The organism is Streptomyces sp. NBC_01537 (assembly GCF_045040445.1).
Classification (GTDB): domain Bacteria; phylum Actinomycetota; class Actinomycetes; order Streptomycetales; family Streptomycetaceae; genus Actinacidiphila.
Genome location: NZ_CP109392.1, coordinates 5,302,824 through 5,322,693 on the forward strand (window position 1 = coordinate 5,302,824; position 19,870 = coordinate 5,322,693).

19 protein-coding genes are annotated in these 19,870 nt (G+C 68.3%); 15 read left to right on the forward strand and 4 right to left on the reverse strand.

The window, feature by feature from the left end; translation table 11 throughout:
• Nucleotides 1-12: 12 nt before the first annotated feature.
• The 7 genes from OG607_RS24490 (at nucleotide 13) to OG607_RS24520 (ending at nucleotide 9,981) form a co-directional block, all read left to right on the forward strand.
• A complete protein-coding gene (locus OG607_RS24490) occupies nucleotides 13-987 on the forward strand; it encodes an ABC transporter substrate-binding protein (RefSeq protein ID WP_405727294.1) in 975 nt (324 codons plus the stop codon).
• Nucleotides 988-1,199: 212 nt separating this feature from the next.
• The gene (locus OG607_RS24495) at nucleotides 1,200-3,653 is read left to right on the forward strand and encodes an FAD-dependent oxidoreductase (RefSeq protein ID WP_405727297.1); all 2,454 of its coding nucleotides are present in this window, start codon (nucleotides 1,200-1,202) and stop codon (nucleotides 3,651-3,653) included.
• Between the two features lie 11 nt (nucleotides 3,654-3,664).
• The gene (locus OG607_RS24500; protein ID WP_405727300.1) at nucleotides 3,665-4,906 is read left to right on the forward strand and encodes a sarcosine oxidase subunit beta family protein; all 1,242 of its coding nucleotides are present in this window, start codon (nucleotides 3,665-3,667) and stop codon (nucleotides 4,904-4,906) included.
• Between the two features lie 15 nt (nucleotides 4,907-4,921).
• On the forward strand, nucleotides 4,922-7,981 hold the full coding sequence (locus OG607_RS24505) for a sarcosine oxidase subunit delta (RefSeq protein ID WP_405727303.1): 3,060 nt from the start codon (nucleotides 4,922-4,924) through the stop codon (nucleotides 7,979-7,981).
• Nucleotides 7,974-8,507, forward strand: coding sequence for a sarcosine oxidase subunit gamma (locus tag OG607_RS24510; RefSeq protein WP_405727306.1), 534 nt, complete (start codon nucleotides 7,974-7,976; stop codon nucleotides 8,505-8,507). Before OG607_RS24505 ends, OG607_RS24510 begins: the two co-directional genes overlap by 8 nt.
• 30 nt (nucleotides 8,508-8,537) lie before the next feature.
• Nucleotides 8,538-8,999 carry a Fur family transcriptional regulator gene (locus OG607_RS24515; RefSeq protein WP_405727309.1) on the forward strand — a complete coding sequence of 154 codons (462 nt, stop codon included), beginning with the start codon at nucleotides 8,538-8,540 and terminating at the stop codon, nucleotides 8,997-8,999.
• Between the two features lie 10 nt (nucleotides 9,000-9,009).
• A complete protein-coding gene (locus OG607_RS24520) occupies nucleotides 9,010-9,981 on the forward strand; it encodes a YgfZ/GcvT domain-containing protein (RefSeq protein WP_405727312.1) in 972 nt (323 codons plus the stop codon).
• A gap of 119 nt (nucleotides 9,982-10,100) precedes the next feature.
• Here the strand turns inward: OG607_RS24520 and dtd are convergent, their stop codons facing one another.
• Complete coding sequence (gene dtd / locus OG607_RS24525; RefSeq protein WP_405727315.1) at nucleotides 10,101-10,526, reverse strand: D-aminoacyl-tRNA deacylase; 426 nt, start codon at nucleotides 10,524-10,526, stop codon at nucleotides 10,101-10,103.
• A 216-nt stretch (nucleotides 10,527-10,742) separates the two neighbouring features.
• On the opposite strand from dtd, the gene OG607_RS24530 reads away from it, so the two are divergent.
• Both OG607_RS24530 and OG607_RS24535 read left to right on the forward strand, forming a co-directional pair.
• The gene (locus OG607_RS24530; RefSeq protein WP_405737011.1) at nucleotides 10,743-11,282 is read left to right on the forward strand and encodes an ABC transporter substrate-binding protein; all 540 of its coding nucleotides are present in this window, start codon (nucleotides 10,743-10,745) and stop codon (nucleotides 11,280-11,282) included.
• Between the two features lie 68 nt (nucleotides 11,283-11,350).
• Nucleotides 11,351-12,610, forward strand: coding sequence for a GNAT family N-acetyltransferase (locus tag OG607_RS24535; RefSeq protein WP_405727318.1), 1,260 nt, complete (start codon nucleotides 11,351-11,353; stop codon nucleotides 12,608-12,610).
• Between the two features lie 7 nt (nucleotides 12,611-12,617).
• Here OG607_RS24535 and OG607_RS24540 read toward each other — a convergent pair whose 3' ends face one another.
• Both OG607_RS24540 and OG607_RS24545 read right to left on the reverse strand, forming a co-directional pair.
• The gene (locus OG607_RS24540) at nucleotides 12,618-12,797 is read right to left on the reverse strand and encodes a hypothetical protein (RefSeq protein WP_405727321.1); all 180 of its coding nucleotides are present in this window, start codon (nucleotides 12,795-12,797) and stop codon (nucleotides 12,618-12,620) included.
• Nucleotides 12,798-13,010: 213 nt separating this feature from the next.
• The gene (locus OG607_RS24545; RefSeq protein WP_405727324.1) at nucleotides 13,011-13,178 is read right to left on the reverse strand and encodes a hypothetical protein; all 168 of its coding nucleotides are present in this window, start codon (nucleotides 13,176-13,178) and stop codon (nucleotides 13,011-13,013) included.
• Between the two features lie 221 nt (nucleotides 13,179-13,399).
• On the opposite strand from OG607_RS24545, the gene OG607_RS24550 reads away from it, so the two are divergent.
• Together OG607_RS24550 and OG607_RS24555 are read left to right on the forward strand one after the other, a co-directional pair.
• Nucleotides 13,400-14,290, forward strand: coding sequence for a GntR family transcriptional regulator (locus OG607_RS24550; RefSeq protein WP_405727327.1), 891 nt, complete (start codon nucleotides 13,400-13,402; stop codon nucleotides 14,288-14,290).
• A 207-nt stretch (nucleotides 14,291-14,497) separates the two neighbouring features.
• Complete coding sequence (locus tag OG607_RS24555) at nucleotides 14,498-15,682, forward strand: phosphotransferase family protein (protein WP_405727330.1); 1,185 nt, start codon at nucleotides 14,498-14,500, stop codon at nucleotides 15,680-15,682.
• A 5-nt stretch (nucleotides 15,683-15,687) separates the two neighbouring features.
• Here the strand turns inward: OG607_RS24555 and OG607_RS24560 are convergent, their stop codons facing one another.
• A complete protein-coding gene (locus tag OG607_RS24560) occupies nucleotides 15,688-15,849 on the reverse strand; it encodes a hypothetical protein (RefSeq protein WP_405727333.1) in 162 nt (53 codons plus the stop codon).
• Nucleotides 15,850-16,024: 175 nt separating this feature from the next.
• Here OG607_RS24560 and OG607_RS24565 point away from each other — a divergent pair, with 175 nt between their 5' ends.
• The 4 genes from OG607_RS24565 (at nucleotide 16,025) to OG607_RS24580 (ending at nucleotide 19,813) form a co-directional block, all read left to right on the forward strand.
• Nucleotides 16,025-16,912: a GntR family transcriptional regulator gene (locus tag OG607_RS24565; RefSeq protein WP_405727336.1), complete on the forward strand. Its 888-nt coding sequence runs from the start codon at nucleotides 16,025-16,027 to the stop codon at nucleotides 16,910-16,912.
• A 65-nt stretch (nucleotides 16,913-16,977) separates the two neighbouring features.
• Nucleotides 16,978-17,610, forward strand: coding sequence for an HAD family hydrolase (locus tag OG607_RS24570; RefSeq protein WP_405727339.1), 633 nt, complete (start codon nucleotides 16,978-16,980; stop codon nucleotides 17,608-17,610).
• A 558-nt stretch (nucleotides 17,611-18,168) separates the two neighbouring features.
• Complete coding sequence (locus OG607_RS24575) at nucleotides 18,169-19,077, forward strand: GntR family transcriptional regulator (protein WP_405727342.1); 909 nt, start codon at nucleotides 18,169-18,171, stop codon at nucleotides 19,075-19,077.
• 37 nt (nucleotides 19,078-19,114) lie between these two features.
• Nucleotides 19,115-19,813, forward strand: a complete 699-nt coding sequence (locus OG607_RS24580; protein WP_405727345.1) for an HAD family hydrolase — start codon at nucleotides 19,115-19,117, stop codon at nucleotides 19,811-19,813.
• Nucleotides 19,814-19,870 lie beyond the last annotated feature (57 nt).

The window sequence follows — 19,870 nt, forward strand, 5'->3', positions numbered from 1 at the left end:
GAGCACCACCACATGACAAGGCACGCAAGACCCCAGTGGCTGGCCGGCGCGGCGGGCATAGCCGCACTCGGCCTCACGCTCACCGCCTGCGGCGGCGCGAAGATCGGCGACGACAGCTCCGCCTCCAGCGGCAGCTCCGGCAAGTGCGGCACCTTCAACCTCGCGGTCAACCCGTGGGTCGGCTACGAGGCGGACGCGGCGGTCGTCGCGTACGTCGCGGAGAAGAAGCTCGGCTGTACGGTCAACAAGAAGGACCTCAAGGAGCAGGTCGCCTGGCAGGGCTTCTCGACCGGCCAGGTCGACGCGGTCCTGGAGAACTGGGGCCACCCGGAGCTGGTGAAGAAGTACATCACCCAGCAGAAGGTCGCCGAATCGGCCGGGCAGACCGGCAACAAGGGCGTCATCGGCTGGTACGTACCCCCGTGGCTGGCCAAGGCCTACCCGGACATCACCAACTACAAGAACCTCAACAAGTACGCCGCCAAGTTCAAGACCTCCGAGTCCGGCGGCAAGGGCCAGCTCCTCGACGGCGACCCCTCCTACGTCACCAACGACGAGGCCCTGGTCAAGAACCTCGGCCTGGACTTCAAGGTCGTGTACGCGGGCAGCGAGACCGCCCTCATCCAGGCGTACCGCCAGGCCGAGAAGAACAAGCAGTGGGTCATCGGCTACTTCTACGAGCCCCAGTGGTTCCTCGCCGAGGTCCCCCTGGTCAAGGTCGACCTCCCCGCCTACAAGACGGGCTGCGACGCGGTCGCCTCCAAGGTCGCCTGCGACTACCCGGTCTACGACCTGGACAAGATCGTCAGCACCAAGTTCGCCAAGTCCGGCAGCACGGCCTACAACCTGGTCAAGAACTTCAGCTGGACGAACGACGACCAGAACACCGTGGCCAAGTACATCGCGGTGGACAAGCTCTCGGACGAAGCGGCGGCCAAGAAGTGGGTCGACGCCAACCCCGACAAGGTCGCGGCGTGGATCAAGTGAAAATCAGCCCCTCCGGCGTTTGAGGAGCGGGGTCCGGGGCGGAGCCCCGGCTTCGGCCAGCACGCATGACCCCGAGTGCCCTGCGGACTGCCCCTCGGCAGCCCGCAGGGCACTCGCGTTTTGCCCCCTTGACACCACCCGGAGGGACCGGCACATTGAGTTGCGCAACCTGAATCATGTTGCGCTGACAGCAACTAGGCGGAGGTGCGTCAATGGCGGGACCCCGGGTGGTCATCATCGGAGCAGGCGTCGTGGGTGCGGCGCTGGCCGACGAGATCTCCGCGCGCGGCTGGACCGATGTGACTGTCGTCGACCAAGGCCCGCTCCCCGCCACCGGCGGATCCTCGTCGCATGCTCCGGGCCTGGTCTTCCAGACCAACTCCTCGAAGACCATGACCGAGATGGCCCGCTACACCGTCGAGAAGTTCTGCTCCCTCGATGTTGACGGGCAGCCCGCCTTCCTCCAGGTCGGCGGCCTCGAAGTGGCCACCACCGACGACCGTCTCACCGAGCTCACCCGCCGCCACGGCTGGATCACCGCCTGGGGCGTGGAAGCCCGCCTGCTGAGCGCGGACGAGTGCGTGGAACTGCACCCCCTCCTCGACCCGTCCCGGGTCCTCGGCGGCCTGCTCGTCCCCACCGACGGCCTCGCGAAGGCCGTCATCGCCGTGGAGGCGCAGATCCGCCTCGCCACGGACCGTGGGGTGCGCTTCCTGGCCCGCCACGAAGTCCTGGACGTCATCCAGGAGGACGGCAAGGTCACCGCCGTACGCACCGAATCCGGCGGCGTCATGGCCGACATCCCCGCCGACATCGTGGTCTGTTGCGCCGGCATCTGGGGCCCCAGGATCGCCCGCATGGTCGGCATGAACCTCCCGCTCACCCCGCTCGCGCACCAGCTCGCGTGGACCGGCCCCGTCCCGGCCCTGGAGGGCCAGACGGAGGAAGCCGTCCGCCCGATCCTGCGCCACCAGGACGCGGACCTCTACTACCGCGACCGCTACGACCGCATCGGCATCGGCTACTACGGCCACCGCCCGATGCCGGTCTCCGCCGACGACATCCTGTCGGTGGAAGCGGCTCAGGACATGCCCTCGGTCATGAAGTTCACCGAGGAGGACTTCGAGCCCGCCTGGACCGAGACCCAGTCCCTCCTCCCGGCCGCCCGCGAGGCCAAGATCGAGGAGGGCATCAACGGCCTCTTCTCCTTCACCACCGACGGCCTGCCCCTCCTCGGCGAGTCGCCGGAGGTCAAGGGCTTCTGGGTCGCCGAGGCCGTCTGGGTCACCCACTCCGCCGGCGTCGCCCGGGGCGTCGCCGAGTGGCTGGTGGACGGCTACTGCTCGTCCTACGACCTCCACGAGTGCGACGTCAACCGCTTCGAGCAGCACCAGCTCTCCCCGGAGTACGTCCTGGCCCGCGACTGCCAGAACTTCGTCGAGGTCTACGACATCCTCCACCCCCTCCAGCCCTCCGGCGCCCCCCGCCCGATCCGCACCAGCCCCTTCCACCCCCGCCAGGAGGAGAAGGGGGCCTTCTTCCTGGAGGCCACCGGCTGGGAGCGGCCCCAGTGGTACGAGGCCAACGCGGGCCTGGTGGAAGGCCGTTCCATCCCGACCCCCAACGACTGGGCGGCCCGCTACTGGTCCCCGATCGTCGGCGCCGAGGCCCAGGCCACCCGCGAGACCGTCGCCATGTACGACATGACGGCCCTCAAGCGCCTGGAGGTCACCGGCGCCGGCGCCGCCGCCTTCCTGGAGGGGCTGACCTCCAGCAAGGTCGCCAAGTCCGTCGGCTCGGTCACGTACACCCTCCTCCTCGACCACGACGGCGGCATCCGCAGCGACGTCACCATCGCCCGCCTCGCCCGCGACCTCTTCCAGGTCGGCGCCAACGGCAACCTCGACCTCGACTGGTTCACCCGCCACCTCCCCGCCGACGGCTCGGTCTCCGTACGCGACATCACCCCCGGCACCTGCTGCATCGGCCTCTGGGGCCCGCTCGCCCGCCAGGTCCTCCAGCCGCTGACCGACGCCGACTTCTCGGCCGACGGCCTGAAGTACTTCCGCGCCAAGAAGGCGTACATCGGCTCCGTCCCGGTGACCGCCATGCGTCTGTCGTACGTCGGCGAGCTCGGCTGGGAGCTCTACACCACCGCTGACCTGGGCCTCAAGCTCTGGGACACCCTCTGGGCGGCAGCCGAGCCCCTCGGCGGCATCGTCGCCGGCCGCGGCGCCTTCAACAGCCTCCGCCTGGAGAAGGGCTACCGCTCCTTCGGCACCGACATGACCTACGAGCACGACCCCTACGAGGCGGGCGTCGGCTTCGCCGTCAAGCTCGACAAGGAGGGCGGCTTCATCGGCCAGGAGGCCCTGACGCGCCGCAAGGAGAACGTGAGCCGCCGCCTCACCTGCCTCACCATCGACGACCCGCAGTCCGTCGTCATGGGCAAGGAACCGGTCTACGACGGCGACCGGCCCGTCGGCTACGTCACCAGCGCCGCGTACGGCTACACCATCGGCAAGGGCATCGCCTACGCCTGGCTCCCCGCCGAGCTGGCCGAGCCCGGCCGCACGCTCCACATCGGCTACTTCGACCAGCGCGTCGAAGCTCAGGTCGCCGCCGAGCCGCTCTTCGACCCGACCATGTCCCGCCTGCGCGGCTAGGAGCGACCCCGATGAGCACCTCTCGCCCCCGTACCCCCGGCGCGGATCTCCCCGAGCACCCCGAATGGCTGTGGCGCAGCCCCGAGCCCAAGCCCTCGTACGACGTCATCATCGTCGGCGGCGGCGGGCACGGCCTCGCCACCGCCCACTACCTAGCCAAAAACCACGGCATCACGAACGTCGCCGTACTGGAGAAGGGCTGGCTCGCGGGCGGCAACATGGCCCGCAACACCACCATCATCCGCTCCAACTACCTCTGGGACGAGAGCGCCGGCATCTACGAGCACGCGCTCAAGCTCTGGGAAGGCCTGGAGGAGGACCTCGACTACCCCATCCTCTTCTCCCAGCGCGGCGTCCTGAACCTCGCCCACAGCCTCCAGGACGTACGCGACTCCGTCCGCCGCGTCGAGGCCAACCGCCTCAACGGCGTGGACGCGGAATGGCTCGACGAGAAGCAGGTCCAGGAGGTCTGCCCGATCGTCAACATCTCCCCGGACGTCCGCTACCCGGTCATGGGCGCCACCTACCAGCCCCGCGCCGGCATTGCCAAGCACGACCACGTCGCCTGGGGTCTCGCCCGCTCGGCGGACGCCGCCGGCATCGACCTCATCCAGAACTGCGAAGTGACGGGCATCGACATCGTCGGCGGCCGGGTCGTCGGCGTACAGACCACCCTCGGCCCCATCGCCGCCGGCAAGGTCGCCCTCTGCTCCGCCGGCCACTCCTCCGTCCTCGCCAAGATGGCCGGCTTCGACCTCCCCCTCCAGAGCCACCCCCTCCAGGCCCTGGTCAGCGAGCTCCTGGAGCCCGTGCACCCGACGGTCGTGATGTCCAACGCCGTGCACGTCTACGTCAGCCAGGCCCACAAGGGCGAACTGGTGATGGGCGCCGGCATCGACTCGTACAACTCCTACACCCAGCGCGGCGCCTTCCACATCATCGAAGAGCAGATGTCCGCCGCCCTGGAGCTCTTCCCCGTCTTCGCCCGCGCCCACGTGCTCCGCACCTGGGGCGGCATCGTCGACGTCAGCCCCGACGCCTCCCCCATCGTCGGCCTCACCCCCGTCGACAACCTCTACCTCAACTGTGGCTGGGGCACCGGCGGCTTCAAGGCCACCCCCGGCGTCGGCTCCGTCTACGCCCACACCATCGCCCACGACACCCCCCACCCCCTCAACGCCCCCTTCTCGCTCGACCGCTTCACCACCGGCGCGCTCGTAGACGAGCACGGCGCGGCCGCCGTCGCCCACTGAGGAGCCCACGACCCCATGCTGCTCATTCCCTGCCCCTGGTGCGGTCCCCGCGACGAAGCCGAGTTCCACTACGGCGGTCAGGCGCACATCGCCTACCCCGAGGACCCCGCCGCCCTCACGGACGACGAGTGGGCCCGCTATCTCTTCTTCCGCGACAACCCGAAGGGGCCGTTCGCGGAGCGCTGGATGCACTCGGCGGGCTGCCGGCAGTGGTTCAACGCGGTACGCGACACGTCGACGAACGTGTTCGTAAATTCAGCCCGTCCGGCGTTTGAGGACACGCCCGCAGGGCGTTCGGGGGTCCAGGGGGCGAAGCCCCTTGGCGGGGTCCGGGGCGGAGCCCCGGTTTCGGGAAGGGGCGGGGTGGGGGAGACCCAGCCCTTCCGCCTCACCACGGGCGGCCGCGTAGACCGTGGCCGGCCCCTGGCCTTCACCTTCGACGGCACGTCCTACACCGGCTACGCCGGCGACACCCTCGCCTCCGCCCTCCTCGCCAACGGCGTCATCCGCACCGGCACAAGCATCAAGCTCGGCCGCCCCCGCGGCATCTTCTCCGCCGGCGTCGAAGAGCCCAACGCCGTCATCCAGATCGAAGAGCCCTTCCCCGAGCCGATGCTCCCCGCCACCACCACCGAGCTCTACGAGGGCCTCGTCGCGACCGGCCTCCCCGGCCAGGGCCGCCTCGCCACCACGCCCGACCCGGCCCGGTACGACGCCGTGTACGCGCACTGCGATCTGCTGATCGTCGGCGCGGGCCCGGCCGGCCTCGCCGCCGCCGCGGCGGCGGCCCGCAGCGGGGCCCGGGTGATCCTGGCCGACGACCAGCCCGAACTGGGCGGCAGCCTTCTGGGCACGGGCGAACTCCCCGCCCACGTAAGCGAGATCGCGGCCCTGCTCGCCTCCGCCCCCGAGGTCAAGGTCCTCACCCGCACCACCGTCTTCGGCTACTACGACGACAACCACCTCCTCGCCGTCGAACGCCGCACCAACCACCTCGGCGCAGCCGCCCCCGCCGACGTCTCCCGCGAACGCGTCCACCGCATCCGCGCCCGCCGCGTCATCCTGGCCACCGGCGCCCACGAACGCTCCCTCGCCTTCCCGGACAACGACCGCCCCGGCATCATGCTCGCTGCCTCCGCCCGTACGTACGTCAACCGTTACGGCGTCGTCCCGGGCCGCAAGGCGGTCGTCTTCACGACCAACGACACCGCCCACGACGCCGCCCGCGACCTGGCCGCCGCAGGCGTGGAGATCGCGGCGGTGGTCGACACCCGCAACGGCGAATACGTAACAGGCACCGAGGGCTCGGAAGCCGACGGCCGCCTCACCGCCGTCCTGGTAGGCGACCGCCGGATCGAGGCAGACCTCCTGCTCGTCTCAGGCGGCTGGAACCCCGCCGGTCACCTGTTCTCGCAAGCAGGAGGCAAGCTCCGCTACGACGACACGCTCGGCACCTTCGTCCCGGAACCCGGCTCCTGCCGTCAGGCCGTGGAGGTCGCGACCTCGCCCGCCGAGGGCGCGGCAGCCGCCGCCCGGGCCCTGCAACTGCCGCCCACGGAGCCCGAAGCCGAACAGGAAACGGCCGCCGCCCCGGACATCGTCTTCGTGGTCCCCGGGGCGGAGAACAGCCGTACCGCCTTCGTCGACCTCCAGCGCGACGTCACCGTGGCCGACCTCGCCCGCGCCACCTCCGCGGGCATGCGTTCCGTGGAGCACACCAAGCGCTACACGACCGCCGGCACCGCCAACGACCAGGGCAAGACCTCCGGCGTACTCGCCTCCGGCACCGTCGCCCACCTCCTCGGGGTGGACGTCTCCGTCCTAGGCACGACCACCTTCCGGCCCCCGTACGCCCCCGTGTCCTTCGCGACCCTCGCGGGCCGCCACCGGGGCGACCTGCTGGACCCGATCCGCACCACCGCGCTCCACCCGTGGCACGCGGCCCACGGCGCGCTGTTCGAGAACGTCGGCCAGTGGAAGCGCCCCTGGTACTACCCGCAGCCCGGCGAGGACATCGAGGCGGCCGTGCTCCGCGAGTGCGCCGCCACCCGCGAGGGCGTCGGCTTCATGGACGCCTCCACCCTCGGCAAGATCGACGTCCAGGGCCCGGACGCGGCCGTCTTCCTGGACCGGCTCTACACGAACCTCATGTCCAGCCTCAAGGTCGGCATGGTCCGCTACGGCGTCATGGCCCGCCTGGACGGCATGATCTTCGACGACGGCACGGTCATCCGCCTCGCCGAGGACCGCTTCATCGTCACGACCACCACCGGCAACGCCGCCACCGTCCTGGACTGGATGGAGGAGTGGCTCCAGACCGAGTGGCCCGAGCTGCGCGTCCACTGCACCTCCGTCACCGAGCAGTGGGCCACGATCGCCCTGGTCGGCCCCCGCTCCCGCGAGGTGCTGGCCGGCCTGGCCTCCCCGGACCTGGCCGTGGACAACGACAGCTTCCCGTTCATGGCCTGGCGCGACACGACCGTGGCGGGGGTCGCGGCCCGGGTCTGCCGGATCAGCTTCTCGGGCGAGCTGGCGTACGAGATCAACATCTCGCCCTGGGACGCCCTCCCCGTCTGGGAGGCCGTGTACGCCGCCGGAGCCACCCCGTACGGCACCGAGACGATGCACGTCCTGCGCGCCGAGAAGGGCTACCCGATCATCGGCCAGGACACCGACGGCACGGTGACGCCCCAGGACCTCGGCATGGGCTGGGCGGTCTCCAAGAAGAAGAAGGACTTCGTCGGCAAGCGCTCCTACGCCCGCGCCGACACGCTGCGCCCCGACCGCAAGCACCTGGTCGGCCTCCTCCCCGAGGACCCGGCGGACTTCCTCCCCGAGGGCACCCACCTCATCGCCACCGCCGCCCTCCCCGCACCCCCCGTCCCGATGCTCGGACATGTCACCTCCAGCTACCGCAGCGCCGCCCTCGGCCGGACCTTCGCCCTCGCCCTCATCAAGGGCGGCCGGGACCGTATCGGCGAGCGGCTCTACGCCCCCGTGGGCGACCGGCTCGTGCCCGTGACCGTCGCCAGTCCCGTCCTCTACGACCCCGAGGGAGCCCGCCGCGATGGCTGACGCCACCACCGACGCGTACATCGACACAGCGGACCTCCGCCTCGTGGAGCTCCCGTACGCGGCCCAGCTCAACATCCGCCTGGACCCCAAGAGCCCGGCCGCCGGTGCCGTAGGAGTGGCCCTCGGCCTCGACCTCCCCACCGACCCCAACACCGTCACCACCCACGGCAACCTCACCGCCCTCTGGCTCGGCCCCGACGAATGGCTGCTCACCGCCCCGCCCGGCACCGCGGCCGACCTGGAGGCCCGGGTCCGTACAGCGGGTGCGGCCGCCGTCACCGACGTCTCCGCCAACCGCGTCACCCTCCTGCTCACCGGCCCCCGCGCCCGCGACCTGCTCGCCCACGGCTGCGCCCTCGACCTGCACCCCCGCGCCTTCGCCCCGGGCCGCTGCGCCCAGACGATGCTGGCCCGCGCGCAGGTCGTCCTGGCCGCCCAGGACGAGGGTTTCCGGATCCTGGTCCGCTCCTCCTTCGCCGGCTACCTGACCGACTGGCTGCGTGACGCCGCGACGGAGTACGTATAAGAGGAAGAGGCCACTGCATACACTGGTCCTGTGGTGACCACGGACTGGAAAACCGACCTGAGGCAGCGCGGCTACCGGCTGACCCCGCAGCGCCAGCTTGTCCTGGAGGCCGTCGACACCCTCGAACACGCCTCCCCGGACGAGATCCTCACCGAGGTGCGCCGGACCGCCACCGGCGTCAACATCTCCACCGTCTACCGGACCCTGGAGCTGCTCGAGGAGCTGGGCCTGGTCAGCCACGCCCACCTGGGCCACGGCGCACCGACCTACCACCTCGCGGACCGGCACCACCACATGCACCTTGTGTGCCGGGACTGCGGGACGGTCATCGAGGCGGAGGTGTCGGTGGCGGGCGCGCTCACTGACCAGCTCAGGGCGACCTTCGGCTTCGAGACCGACATGAAGCACTTCGCGATCTTCGGCCGGTGCGCCGACTGTCTGGCCAAGGCGAAGGCCAAGGCCAAGGCCAAGGATTCAACCACCGCGCCGTAGTCTTAGGCGTATGCAGCGACATTCAACGATCAGCCCTTTGCTGTCGCTCCCCGGTGCCGTCGCCGCGGAGGGCCCCGACGAGGGCGTAGCGGCGCACTACGGAGACCTCTTCCGTGAGCAGCGCGCCCTCGCGGACGGCACCGGCTTCGTCGACCTCTCCCACCGCGGCGTCATCACCGTCACCGGCCCGGACCGCCTCTCCTGGCTGCACCTGCTGCTCACCCAGCACGTCAGCGACCTCCCGCCGGGCCAGGCCACCGAGGCCCTGGTCCTGTCCGCGCACGGCCACGTCGAGCACGCGCTGTATCTCGTCGACGACGGCACGACGACCTGGATCCACGTCGAGCCGGGCACAGCGGGCGCCCTCATCGACTACCTGGAGAGCATGAAGTTCTTCTACCAGGTCGAGGTCGCCGACTCGACGGACCAGTACGCCGTCGTCCACCTCCCCGCCGGCAGCATCGCGCCCCTCCCCGACGGCTGGACGGCCCGCGAGACCGCGTACGGCCGCGATGTCTTCGTCCCCCGCGACGAGCTGGAGACCTACGCCAAGGAGGTCGGCCACCCCATCGGCACCCTCGCCCTCGAAGCCCTCCGCATCGAGGCTCACCGCCCCCGCCTAGGCCTCGAAACCGACCACCGCACCATCCCCCACGAGCTCGGCTGGCTCACCACCGCCGTCCACCTCGACAAGGGCTGCTACCGAGGCCAGGAAACCGTCGCCCGCGTCCACAACCTCGGCCGCCCCCCGCGCCGCCTCGTCTTCCTCCACCTCGACGGCAGCAACGTCACCCTCCCCGGCCACGGCACCCCTCTCCGCCTCGCGGAAGACGAGCGTCCTGTCGGCACGATCACTTCCTCGGCCAGACACTGGGAGCTCGGCCCCATCGCACTGGCGGTCATCAAGCGCAACACGCCCGCCGACGCGACACTGCTCGCCGACGGCACGGCGGCCTCGCAGGAAGTGATCGTAGAGCCGTAGGCCGCTCCGCGGCCCGCCGGTTTGTGGGCAGGCGTTCCGCTGGGGGTGCCCCCTGCACGAAGTGCTTGGGGGAGGAACTGGGGTGGGCACAAACCGGCCACCGGCCCGCAGGCCGCCGACTACAGGTCCACCACCACCGTGAACGGCCCGTCGTTCGTCAGCGACACCTTCATGTCCGCCCCGAACCGCCCCGTCTCCACATGCGCACCGAGCGCCCGCAGCTCCGCGCACACCGCATCCACCAACGGCTCGGCCACATCCCCCGGCGCAGCCGCGTTCCAGGTGGGCCGCCGCCCCTTCCGGGCGTCACCGTAAAGCGTGAACTGGCTGATCACGAGCAGCGGCCCGCCCACGTCCGAGCAGGACTTCTCGCCCGGCAGGATCCGCAGGCTCCACAGCTTGCGCGCGAGCTGCGCCGCCTTCTCCGCCGTATCCCCGTGCGTCACCCCCACCAGCACGCACAGCCCAGGCCCGACGATCTCCCCGACCGTCTCGCCGTCGACCACGACACTCGCTTCACTCACCCGCTGGGCCACCGCACGCATGCGTCCATTCTCCTCACCCCAGGGGGCGCGCGGGCCGCGGGTCCGCGCACCAGTGCGCAGCGGCCGTTCGGGTGCAGAGTCGCTGCGCCCGGCGGCGCGGAGGTGGCACGATCGAATCCTGCCGTGACGAGGGGACGACAGACCATGACCGAGATGACCCAGCCCCAGCCACACACCGAGCCCCACCCCCAGCCCCACCCAGAGACAGGCCAGCGCATGCTCAAGGCACCGGGCCCCCGAAGCCCGTACAGCCCGCTCACCGAGACGGGGCCCGCGCCGCAGCTGCCCGGCCTCACCCTGGACGGACTGCGCACCCTGCGCCGCGACGCCCAGCAGGAGGAAGCCGACCTCTCCTACCTGCGCCGGCTCCTCCAGGGCCGCATCGACATCCTCCGCGCCGAAACCGGCCGCCGCACCGCCCCCGACACCCCCGTACTCGACCGCCTCCCCGAGATCCTCACCGACACCCCCTCCGCCCACCGCTCCTCCGCTCGCCATGTCACCCTCGGCACCCCCGTCAGCGAGCGCTACCGCCTCCTCGCCGACGACATGCTCGCCGACGTCGAGCTGTCCGACCTCACCGCCCGCACCGACGACGAACTGCACGACGCCATGGGCCGCCTGGTCCGCCACGAGCAGCAGGTCTCGCGCCGTCGGCAGACCCTGCAGCGCACGGTCGACGGCTGCAGCAAGGAGATCGCCCGGCGCTACCGGGAAGGCGAAGCCCGGGTCGACGACCTCCTGGCAGAGGACTGACGCAGCGGACCGAACGGAGCACCGAAATCGAGGTGCGCCGAGGCTTCGGGCGCGCATACCGTGCGGACATGAGCCTCGATGCCTCCGACAGCCTCGACATCCGCACCATCACCGCCTCCGAGCTCCCCCAATGGGTGAGCGCCACGAGCGTCGGCTTCCTCCACGCCCCCACCGTGGCGGACGAGGAGGTCGAGCTCCGTGGGGCCAACATCGACCTGGACCGCACCCAGGGCGCGTTCGAGGCCGGCCGCTGCGTGGCCACCTTCCGCAGCATGCCCCGCGAACTCACCGTCCCCGGTGGCGCCCTGGTCGCCGCCGACGCCATCACCAACGTCTCGGTCAGCGCCACCCACCGCCGCCGCGGCATCGCCAGCCGCATGATGGCCAACGACCTCACCGCGGCCAAGCAGCGCGGCGACGCCCTCGCCATCCTCATCGCCGCCGAGTACCCGATTTACGGCCGCTTCGGCTTCGGCCCCGCCACCACCATCACCGAGTGGGAGATCGAGGTGGCCCGCGCCACCAAGTCCGCCCCCGCCGTGGTGGAGGCCGGCCGCCTGGAAGTCATCACCCCCGCCGAGGCCCTCAAACTCGGCCCCGAACTCCACGACCGCTTCCGCCGCCGCACCCCCGGCGCGATCAACCGCCCCGACCGCTGGTGGGAGCTGACCACCGGCACGGTCCGCATGCCCTCCGAGGACTGGAAGGAGCCCCTCTTCGTCCTCCACCGCGACGCCTCGACCGGCCGCCCCGACGGCCTCGCCACCTACAGCGTCGAGGAGAAGTGGCACGGCATGCTCCCCAACTGCCCCCTCACCGTCAGCCACCTCATCGCCGCCACCCCCACCGCCGAACGCGCCCTCTGGCGCTACCTCCTCTCCGTCGACTGGGTCACCACCCTCCGCACCGGCTGGCGCGCCCCCGACGACCTCCTCCCCGCCCTCCTCACCGACCCCCGCGCCGCCCGCGTCTCCCACTCCACCGACTTCATGTGGCTCAGGCTCCTGGACACCCCCCGGGCCCTCTCCGCCCGCACCTACGCCACCGCAGGCACCCTCGTCCTCGACATCACCGACCCCCAGGGCCACGCCTCCGGCACCTTCCGCCTTGAAGCCTCCGCAGACGGCACCGCCACCTGCACCCTTACGGACACGGCCCCGGATCTCACCCTCACCGCCGCCGACCTCGCCACCCTGTACCTCGGCGACGCCTCCGCCGTCCGCCTCGCCGCCCTCGGCAACCTCACGGAGAACACCCCCGGCGCCGCCGCCCGCACGGACGCCCTCTTCCGGACGCCGCGCCGGCCGTGGTGCCCGGACATCTTCTGAGCCAGGGCTATACCCACCACACCGACCGAATCGCGATCAGCACGAGCAGCCCGCCGACACAGAACGCCTTCGGCGACTGCACTTTCCACCCCACCGCCACCACGAACAGTCCGACCGCCATCAGCGGCCCGTACGCCTTCTCCAGCAACTGGCCCAGCAGCGCCAGCGCAACCTGAATCCACAGCATGAGCCCACCCCCTTCCAGGTGGCACCGGAGCCGCCTTTCGCGCCGACCGGTCTGAGCTGAAGGTAAGCGAGCTACGCGGGGCCAACTACTGAGCCAGCCCCGTGGGCCTGACTCAGGGTGATGGCGCTTGAACACACAAGCCCCAGCCCGGTATCGCACACCTGATGCACAATCGGTGGAAATGACTGCTCATTTCCACCGGCCTGGCTCGTCCTATCCGGCCAGCAGCAACGCGATGACAACCAGACCGATACAGGTGAATGTCGTGTTCCGGGCCTTGTGGCCCACCGTGAAGATTCCGAAGGCGACAGCGCCGGCTGCCCCGTAGCGGTACTGGACGATCTGCTCGAAGGCGAAAGCACACAGAGCGAGAGCGGGCATCTCGGGCCCCTTCCTTGCGTGACGCCAAATCGCAGCCTCCCGCCCGTACGCCGTTGGACCGGCCGGACCTGCGAACCCCGTCGCATCAACATGCTCAACTCTGCATAGAGTTGAGCATGTTGACTGATTAGCTCTGTATTTGTTGTCCCCGTTGGCTGGTGCTCCGTAAACTTGAAGCAACCAACGCGCTCTGCCTGACTAAAAGTTGTACGCTTTACTCCATGACCGGTGATCGTCCAGTGAGCGTGGCCAAGCACACGTACAAGCGTGTTGCCGAAACCCTGCGCAAGGAGATCGAGAGCGGCGAGCTCGCCGCTGGATCCCAACTCCCCACCCAGTTTGAGCTGGTCGAACGCTTCGAGGTCTCCCGCGCCACCATCCAGCGAGCGCTCAAGGACCTCCAGGAGGCCGGCTACGTCAACTCCGAGCAGGGCCGCGGCGTTTTCGTCGAGGATCATCCCGGATCGGCAGGCGATCCTTCGGTCAATGGCACCTCGAACCGAAAAGATTCCGCCACCGGTGGCACTGTCGACTTCGGCGCGGCCATCGAGGAGGCGTTCCGGTTCGACGAAGTCACCATCGATGCCTTCTGCCTGACGGCTCAGTCGCTCAACAGCGTCATCCTGATTCAGATGCAACGCATCATGTCAGGGCAGCCCGCCCCCCGGAGTATTCGCGTCCGTCTGCTCCTCCCCAGTTCGGATGCCTCCCTGGCTGTCCCCCAGCGTGTCGACGAGCCCGAGGACGAGCGTCCACTCGACCGGCTGCGCCAGTTGACCAACATGCATACGTCAGGACTAGTCAACTCACTCAAGGATCTGCGTGAGCGCGGCTATGTCCGCGACGTCGACATCACGGTGCGGTCGGTGAAGATCACCCCTGTGCACAAGCTCTACCTGCTCAACGACCGGCGGGCGATCTTCGGCTACTACCGGCTGATGGAGCGGCAGCTGGGTGTGTCGGGGGGCGACACCATCCAGATCTACGACGTGCACGGGATCGACGCGAAGCTCTTCAACGCCGAGGGGGAGTTCTTCGAGGAGTCCCGGGACTGGTTCCAGTCGCTGTGGGACACCATCGCGGAGGACCAGGATTCAGGGCCGTTCGAGTGAAGTACTTGAGTGAAGGCCTAGCCGCGCCCGCCAGGGTGAATGTAACCACCCGTACAGCCGGAACTACGGGACTGGACTTGCAGCCCCCCGTCTACCCGCTAGGCTCGTGCCCCAAACCGGAACGGCGGTTGAACCCATACGGGTTTGTCGGGGCTGCCTGGGCTGGGCCGGTACTCGGTGACGCCGTGAGAAGCCAGGAGCAGCCCTGTGGGTACTGCCATCCGCATCGACGAATGGTCGGCGCAGGACGGTGAATGCTGCGGTCGAGCGAGCGAGGCTCGGGGTGATTCCTACGAGTGGTTCGTCGATCACGCAAAGCAGTGCGGCAGGGTGACCAGCGGTCATCACAACCTCAACTTCCTGATGCCGATCCTGCACGGCGAGCTGGCCGAGCAGCTCGGTCACCTCCACGATGGCCCGGTGAAAGTCCGGGTACCCATCCACGACGCTCTTCAGGTCGTCCCCCGTACGTGGCGCCACGAGGCGCGCTTGCTGATCGCGCTGAAGGACCGTGTCCCGAATGTGCCGGCGCTGCTCAGGGGAGGGAAGGCCTCCTCTGTGCACGCCTATGTGGACGGCGTCACGCTCTCGACGCTCTGTCCGCCGGAGAAACGGGTCGACGACGTCTACATCCATGCCCTGGTCGACCTGTTCCGCGTGCTTGGCCAGGTCCGCCGTGAAGATCTCCCCCCGCTGCCGCTGCGCTGGCCCAGAACCGGCGACAGCAGCGGGTATCTGCGCCAACTGGCCCGCCTGACCGATGCCCGTGTGCGCCGGCCCAACTGGGGCCGCTTCGGTACCCTCTTCGCCTCGCTTGGTGTGCCGCCCAACGCCATGCGGTCCTACGCCGAACGGGTCCCAGCTATGCAGCCCCGCCCCTACGCCCTGCTGCACACCGATCTTCACCGGGACAATCTCATCGTCACGGGGGATCCCGCTCGCCCGCTCTTCTTCCTGGACTGGGAACTGGCCTCGTACGGGGATCCCCTGCACGACCTGGCCACCCATCTGGTGCGCATGCGGTACCCGGACGATCAGCAGAGTGACGTCATCGAGGTATGGCGCGACGTCATGCACTCGGTCCGCCCCGAAGCGGCAACCGGCCTTGATGAAGACCTGCCGCATTACATCGCCTTCGAGCACGCTCAGTCGGTCTACCCGGATGTAATGCGGGCCGCGACACGGCTTCTGGGGGACCTGGACGTCAACAACCTCGATGCTGAAGTCGCCGCGGTGCGCCATGCGTTGCTGAAGGCACAGAAGCCGCTCGGCTTCCGACCGGTGGACGGCCGCAAGGAAATCAGAGCAGCGCTTCTGCGCTGGCGCCGCGACCAGATGCGGGTCCGCGGCGGGTGGGCGGCTCTGCGTGAATGGCGACGCGGACGGTTCTAGCGAGGTCAGAGAGCCTGCGTGGACTGGATAGTGGTCAGCACGAGCAGCCCGCTGAGACAGAGCACCTTCAGAGAGCGCGTCTTCCACTCCACCGTCGCTGCGAACAGCCCGATCGGCATCACAGGCTCGTGTGCGTGCTTCAGCAACTGGCACAGCAGCGCCGGCACACCCTCGTCATACGCCGTGATGGTTGGTCATTGCCAGGCAACTTCCATGCAAATGCTCCATTTGACTGATCCTGCCCTCTACCAGCTCGCTTCATTGTCTGGACATCGAAAAACCTGAGTCAGTCAAGTCGCCTGATAGGTATGCGACCTGACAACATTTGGGTAGGAACTGTTGGTGAGTCAGGGGAATGAGCTGTCCAATGCAGCGGTCGCGCCCTACCGTCGCATCGCGCAGGTGCTGCGGGACCGGATCGAGTCCGGTCTTTACGAGGTGGGGACGCAGATCCCCACTCAGGAGTCACTGGCGGCTCACTTCGCTGTGTCCCGGGTGACCGTGCAGCGAGCACTGCGCGAGCTTGTCGACGAGGGTTACATAGATTCGCAACGGGGGCGGGGGTCGTACGTCCAGCCCCGGAGCGACGAGACGGTGCCCCGTGATCCGCCTGGGACTTCGGGAGTCGTCCTGGCGCGGCACGTCGGTGCCGCGTTCGAGGCCACGAGGGTCACCTTGGACGTGTTCTCTCTCACCACCGAGAGCCTGAATGCCGCGGTGGGGTTACCGCTGCTGCGAATCAGGTCCGGCGAGATCAGTCCGGAGTCGATCGCCGTCCGGGTGCTTCTCCCGAACCTGGAGGAGCCGTTGGCAGTTCCCCGGAGGGTCGACGAACCGGACGACGAGCGTCCCATGGCACGGCTGCGGGAACTGGTCCGCAATCAGACCGGAACTCTGGTGAGCTCCATCCAGGCGCTGTCTGACCTCGGTCTGGTCCCTGACGTCTCCGTTGAGGTCAAGTCTGTGGCTGCCACCCCACTGCACAAGGTCTACCTGCTCAATGAGACAGAAGTCCTGCACGGCTACTACAGCGTGGTTGAGCGTTTCGTGAAGTACCGGGGTGAAGAGCTGCGGATATACGACTTCCTGGGCTTGGGGTCACTGCTCTTCCACCGTTCTGCCGCCGGGGAGAAACCGGACCTCTACGACGTGGCGTTCGTGGAGCAGTCGAGGCGGTGGTTCGAGTCCCTCTGGTCAACCATCGCCGAGCCGATGAGACTCTTCGAGTGACGTTGCGCCCCTCCGCTTCGACGGATATCTCCGACCTCCAGGCTCTGGCCGCCTCCGTGAGATGTGTGCTCTTTGATTTCGATGGGCCGTTGGCCAGGCTCTTCGCAGGTCACCCTGCCCCTGATGTGGCAAGGCTGCTGACGGATCGGCTGGACGAGTGGGGGTTGCTGACGCCCGCCCTGCGGGGCAGTGAGGACCCCTTGGAGGTGATCCGGGGATTCGCCCACCGTGACAGGACGAGCGAGCTCGAGAAGCTGCTCACAGAGCAGGAGATCCACGCCGCTTCGATGGCGACTCCTACGCCGTACTCCGACAATCTGGTGCGTCTGCTGGTAGCGCGTGGCCACCAGGTCGCCATCACTACCAACAACTCGCCGCTCGCCGTGACCCGTTATCTTCAGGGCAGGCAACTGGCCCACTTGTTCGGCCCGCATATCCACGGTCGGACACACGACCCGTCCTTGATGAAGCCTCATCCCCACTGCCTGGTCAGCGCCATGGAATCGACCGGCGCCTACGCCGCGGAATGCCTGATGATCGGGGACTCGGTGGGCGACTACGAGGCTGCCCGGCAAGTCGGTGTCACCTTTCTGGGCTATGCGCACCGACCGCAGAAGGAGACACGGCTCCGTGACGCGGGAGCCAGCCATGTCATCCGATCGCTCCAGGACCTCTGCATCGCCTTGCGGGACGCGTAACTGGTGCTGGTGCAAATGGCGTCGTTGGAGTCCTGACGGGGTAGCAGTAGGACTGCGCTCAGCGCCAGACGTTGGCTGTGGGGCGTATTGACGGGAGCTTGCACGGATCGGCGATCTGGTCTATGACCTGGCCACCCATCTGCGCTTGTGCGCTATCCACCGGAGCAGGAAGCGGAACTCGCAGGTATTTCGGTGGTGCGTTTGATGCATACGGCCATGGCCCTCGGGCTGACCCGTGGGCCACTTGCTCTGAGACGGACCCCTGCATGCCGAGATCATGTTCGCTCTCGTGGAGTGGCACCTGAAGAATCGCCGAAGGCTCAGAGGCGTCACGTGACTGAGGGGGGACGTGACACGTCAGGGACGTGGCCCGGCTGAAAGAGGGGGATTTATGTGCGCCGGCCCTTGGTCAACTGAGGTTAATCTCGCCAGTTATCGAGGCCGTTGACTGAATATGCTCAATAGTATTGTTCCCGTCTGATGGTGCATCGCAAATCATTGGCTAGTCAACTTGCCCAAGATATGTCCCAGTTGACGGAAAGGCGGTAACGTTTTCTTGTGAGCCCGGAGAACGCAGTTGCCAATGGCACGCAACCCCCGCCGTATCGCCGCATCGCGAAGGCGTTGCGCGATGAGATCAACAATGGCCGCTACCCCGTGGGGCAGCAGCTCCCGACCCAGAAGTCCCTGGTCAAGCGGTTCGACGTGTCCCGTGCCACGGTGCAGCGAGCGTTGGACGAGTTGCGGCAGGGGGGCTACATCGACTCGCAACAGGGGCGGGGTACCTATGTCCTGAGGCAGTCGGAGGGCCGTGTTCCTCGTCCGGCGCGGCAGCTGGAACCGGCCGAGGCTGGGGTGGCCCTGGGCGAACACGTCGCGGCTGCCTTCGAGGCGGACCATGTAACGCTCGATGCCTTCACGCTCACCACGGAGACCCTCAATCAGGCTGTGCAGCCAAGTCTGATGCGCATTCGGGCCGGTGAGCTGCGGCCGCAGTCGGTCACCATCCGTCTGCTGCTGCCGAGCCTGGAGGCGGTGCTCGCGCTGCCCCGGAATGCGAACGACCCGGCTGACCAGAGGCCGTTGGCCCGTCTGCATGAGCTTGTGAAGGCCCATGCGGTCTCGTTCGAGAGCTCCATCCGTGCCCTGGCGCGCAAGGACCGCAAGTTGGTACCCGAAGTCAACATCGAACGCCGGGCGGTAGCCGTCACTCCCCTGCAGAAGGCCTATCTCCTCAATGGCACCGAGGCGTTGACCGGCTACTACCGAGTCGTTGAGCGCGATGAATGGTTCGGCGATCAGCAGGTGTCGATCTACGACGTGCTGGGCCTGGAGACGAAGCTCTTCCACCATTCCTCCGGCAAAGCCGAGGCGGACCCGATGAGCGCTGCATTTGTGAATGAGACTACCCAATGGTTCGAGGCGCTCTGGTCAACCATCGCTGAGCCGTTGAGACTCTTCGAGTGATCCAGCAGCCTTCCCCCGCAACGGACATACCCGTGCTGTGCGACTGATCGCTTCGGCCACCTGTGTGCTGTTCGACTTCGACGGGCCTCTGGCCAGGCTGTTCCATGGTCTCCCGGCGCCCGTCGTCGCCGATGTCCTCAAGAAACGTCTGACGGAGTGGAACGGGCTGAAGGAGACCCTCAAGCACTGCAAGAACCCGGTTCAAGTGGTCCGCGAGCACGCACAGCACGACCGCGTCTGTGAGTTGGAGAATCTCCTCGCCGAACAGGAGCTCGTGGCGACAGCGTCAGCCCAGCCGACCTCGTACGCCGACGAGCTGGTGCGTCTGCTGGCCCGTCAGGGCCGCAAGGTCGCGATAGCGACGAACAACTCCGGGAGCGCCGTCGCCAACTACCTGCGAATCCCTGGCCTTGCCGAGCCCCTCGGGCCTCATGTGCATGGCAGGCTGGCCGACACCACTCTGATGAAGCCGCATCCGTACATCCTGGAGCGTGCGTTGGAGAGCACGGGTGCCTCCGCTGCCGACTGTCTCATGATCGGCGATTCTCCCGATGACTTTCTCGCGGCGGAACAGGCCGGCGTCTCCTTCCTTGGCTTTTTGAAAGACTACGAGGACGAGAGAGTCAAGGGGCAGAAGAGGGTGAAGGGAGACAAGGAAGCGCAACTGCGGGACGCCGGGGCTCGTTATGTGGTCGGATCACTTCAGCCGCTCTACCGTGCGGCGCTGGCTGCATAAGAATGCTGAACAGTTGAGGGATTCGGTGACCACATCCTCAGAGGCAATTTCTTCTGC

Bases quoted from the DNA above. Each gene is read 5' to 3' on its own strand.
- OG607_RS24490 (WP_405727294.1), top strand. From the start codon at position 13: ATGACAAGGCACGCAAGACCCCAGTGGCTGGCCGGCGCGGCGGGCATA.
- OG607_RS24495 (WP_405727297.1), top strand. From the start codon at position 1,200: ATGGCGGGACCCCGGGTGGTCATCATCGGAGCAGGCGTCGTGGGTGCG.
- OG607_RS24500 (WP_405727300.1), top strand. From the start codon at position 3,665: ATGAGCACCTCTCGCCCCCGTACCCCCGGCGCGGATCTCCCCGAGCAC.
- OG607_RS24505 (WP_405727303.1), top strand. From the start codon at position 4,922: ATGCTGCTCATTCCCTGCCCCTGGTGCGGTCCCCGCGACGAAGCCGAG.
- OG607_RS24510 (WP_405727306.1), top strand. From the start codon at position 7,974: ATGGCTGACGCCACCACCGACGCGTACATCGACACAGCGGACCTCCGC.
- OG607_RS24520 (WP_405727312.1), top strand. From the start codon at position 9,010: ATGCAGCGACATTCAACGATCAGCCCTTTGCTGTCGCTCCCCGGTGCC.
- dtd (WP_405727315.1), bottom strand. From the start codon at position 10,526: ATGCGTGCGGTGGCCCAGCGGGTGAGTGAAGCGAGTGTCGTGGTCGAC.
- OG607_RS24530 (WP_405737011.1), top strand. From the start codon at position 10,743: ATGCTCAAGGCACCGGGCCCCCGAAGCCCGTACAGCCCGCTCACCGAG.
- OG607_RS24535 (WP_405727318.1), top strand. From the start codon at position 11,351: ATGAGCCTCGATGCCTCCGACAGCCTCGACATCCGCACCATCACCGCC.
- OG607_RS24540 (WP_405727321.1), bottom strand. From the start codon at position 12,797: ATGCTGTGGATTCAGGTTGCGCTGGCGCTGCTGGGCCAGTTGCTGGAG.
- OG607_RS24545 (WP_405727324.1), bottom strand. From the start codon at position 13,178: ATGCCCGCTCTCGCTCTGTGTGCTTTCGCCTTCGAGCAGATCGTCCAG.
- OG607_RS24550 (WP_405727327.1), top strand. From the start codon at position 13,400: ATGACCGGTGATCGTCCAGTGAGCGTGGCCAAGCACACGTACAAGCGT.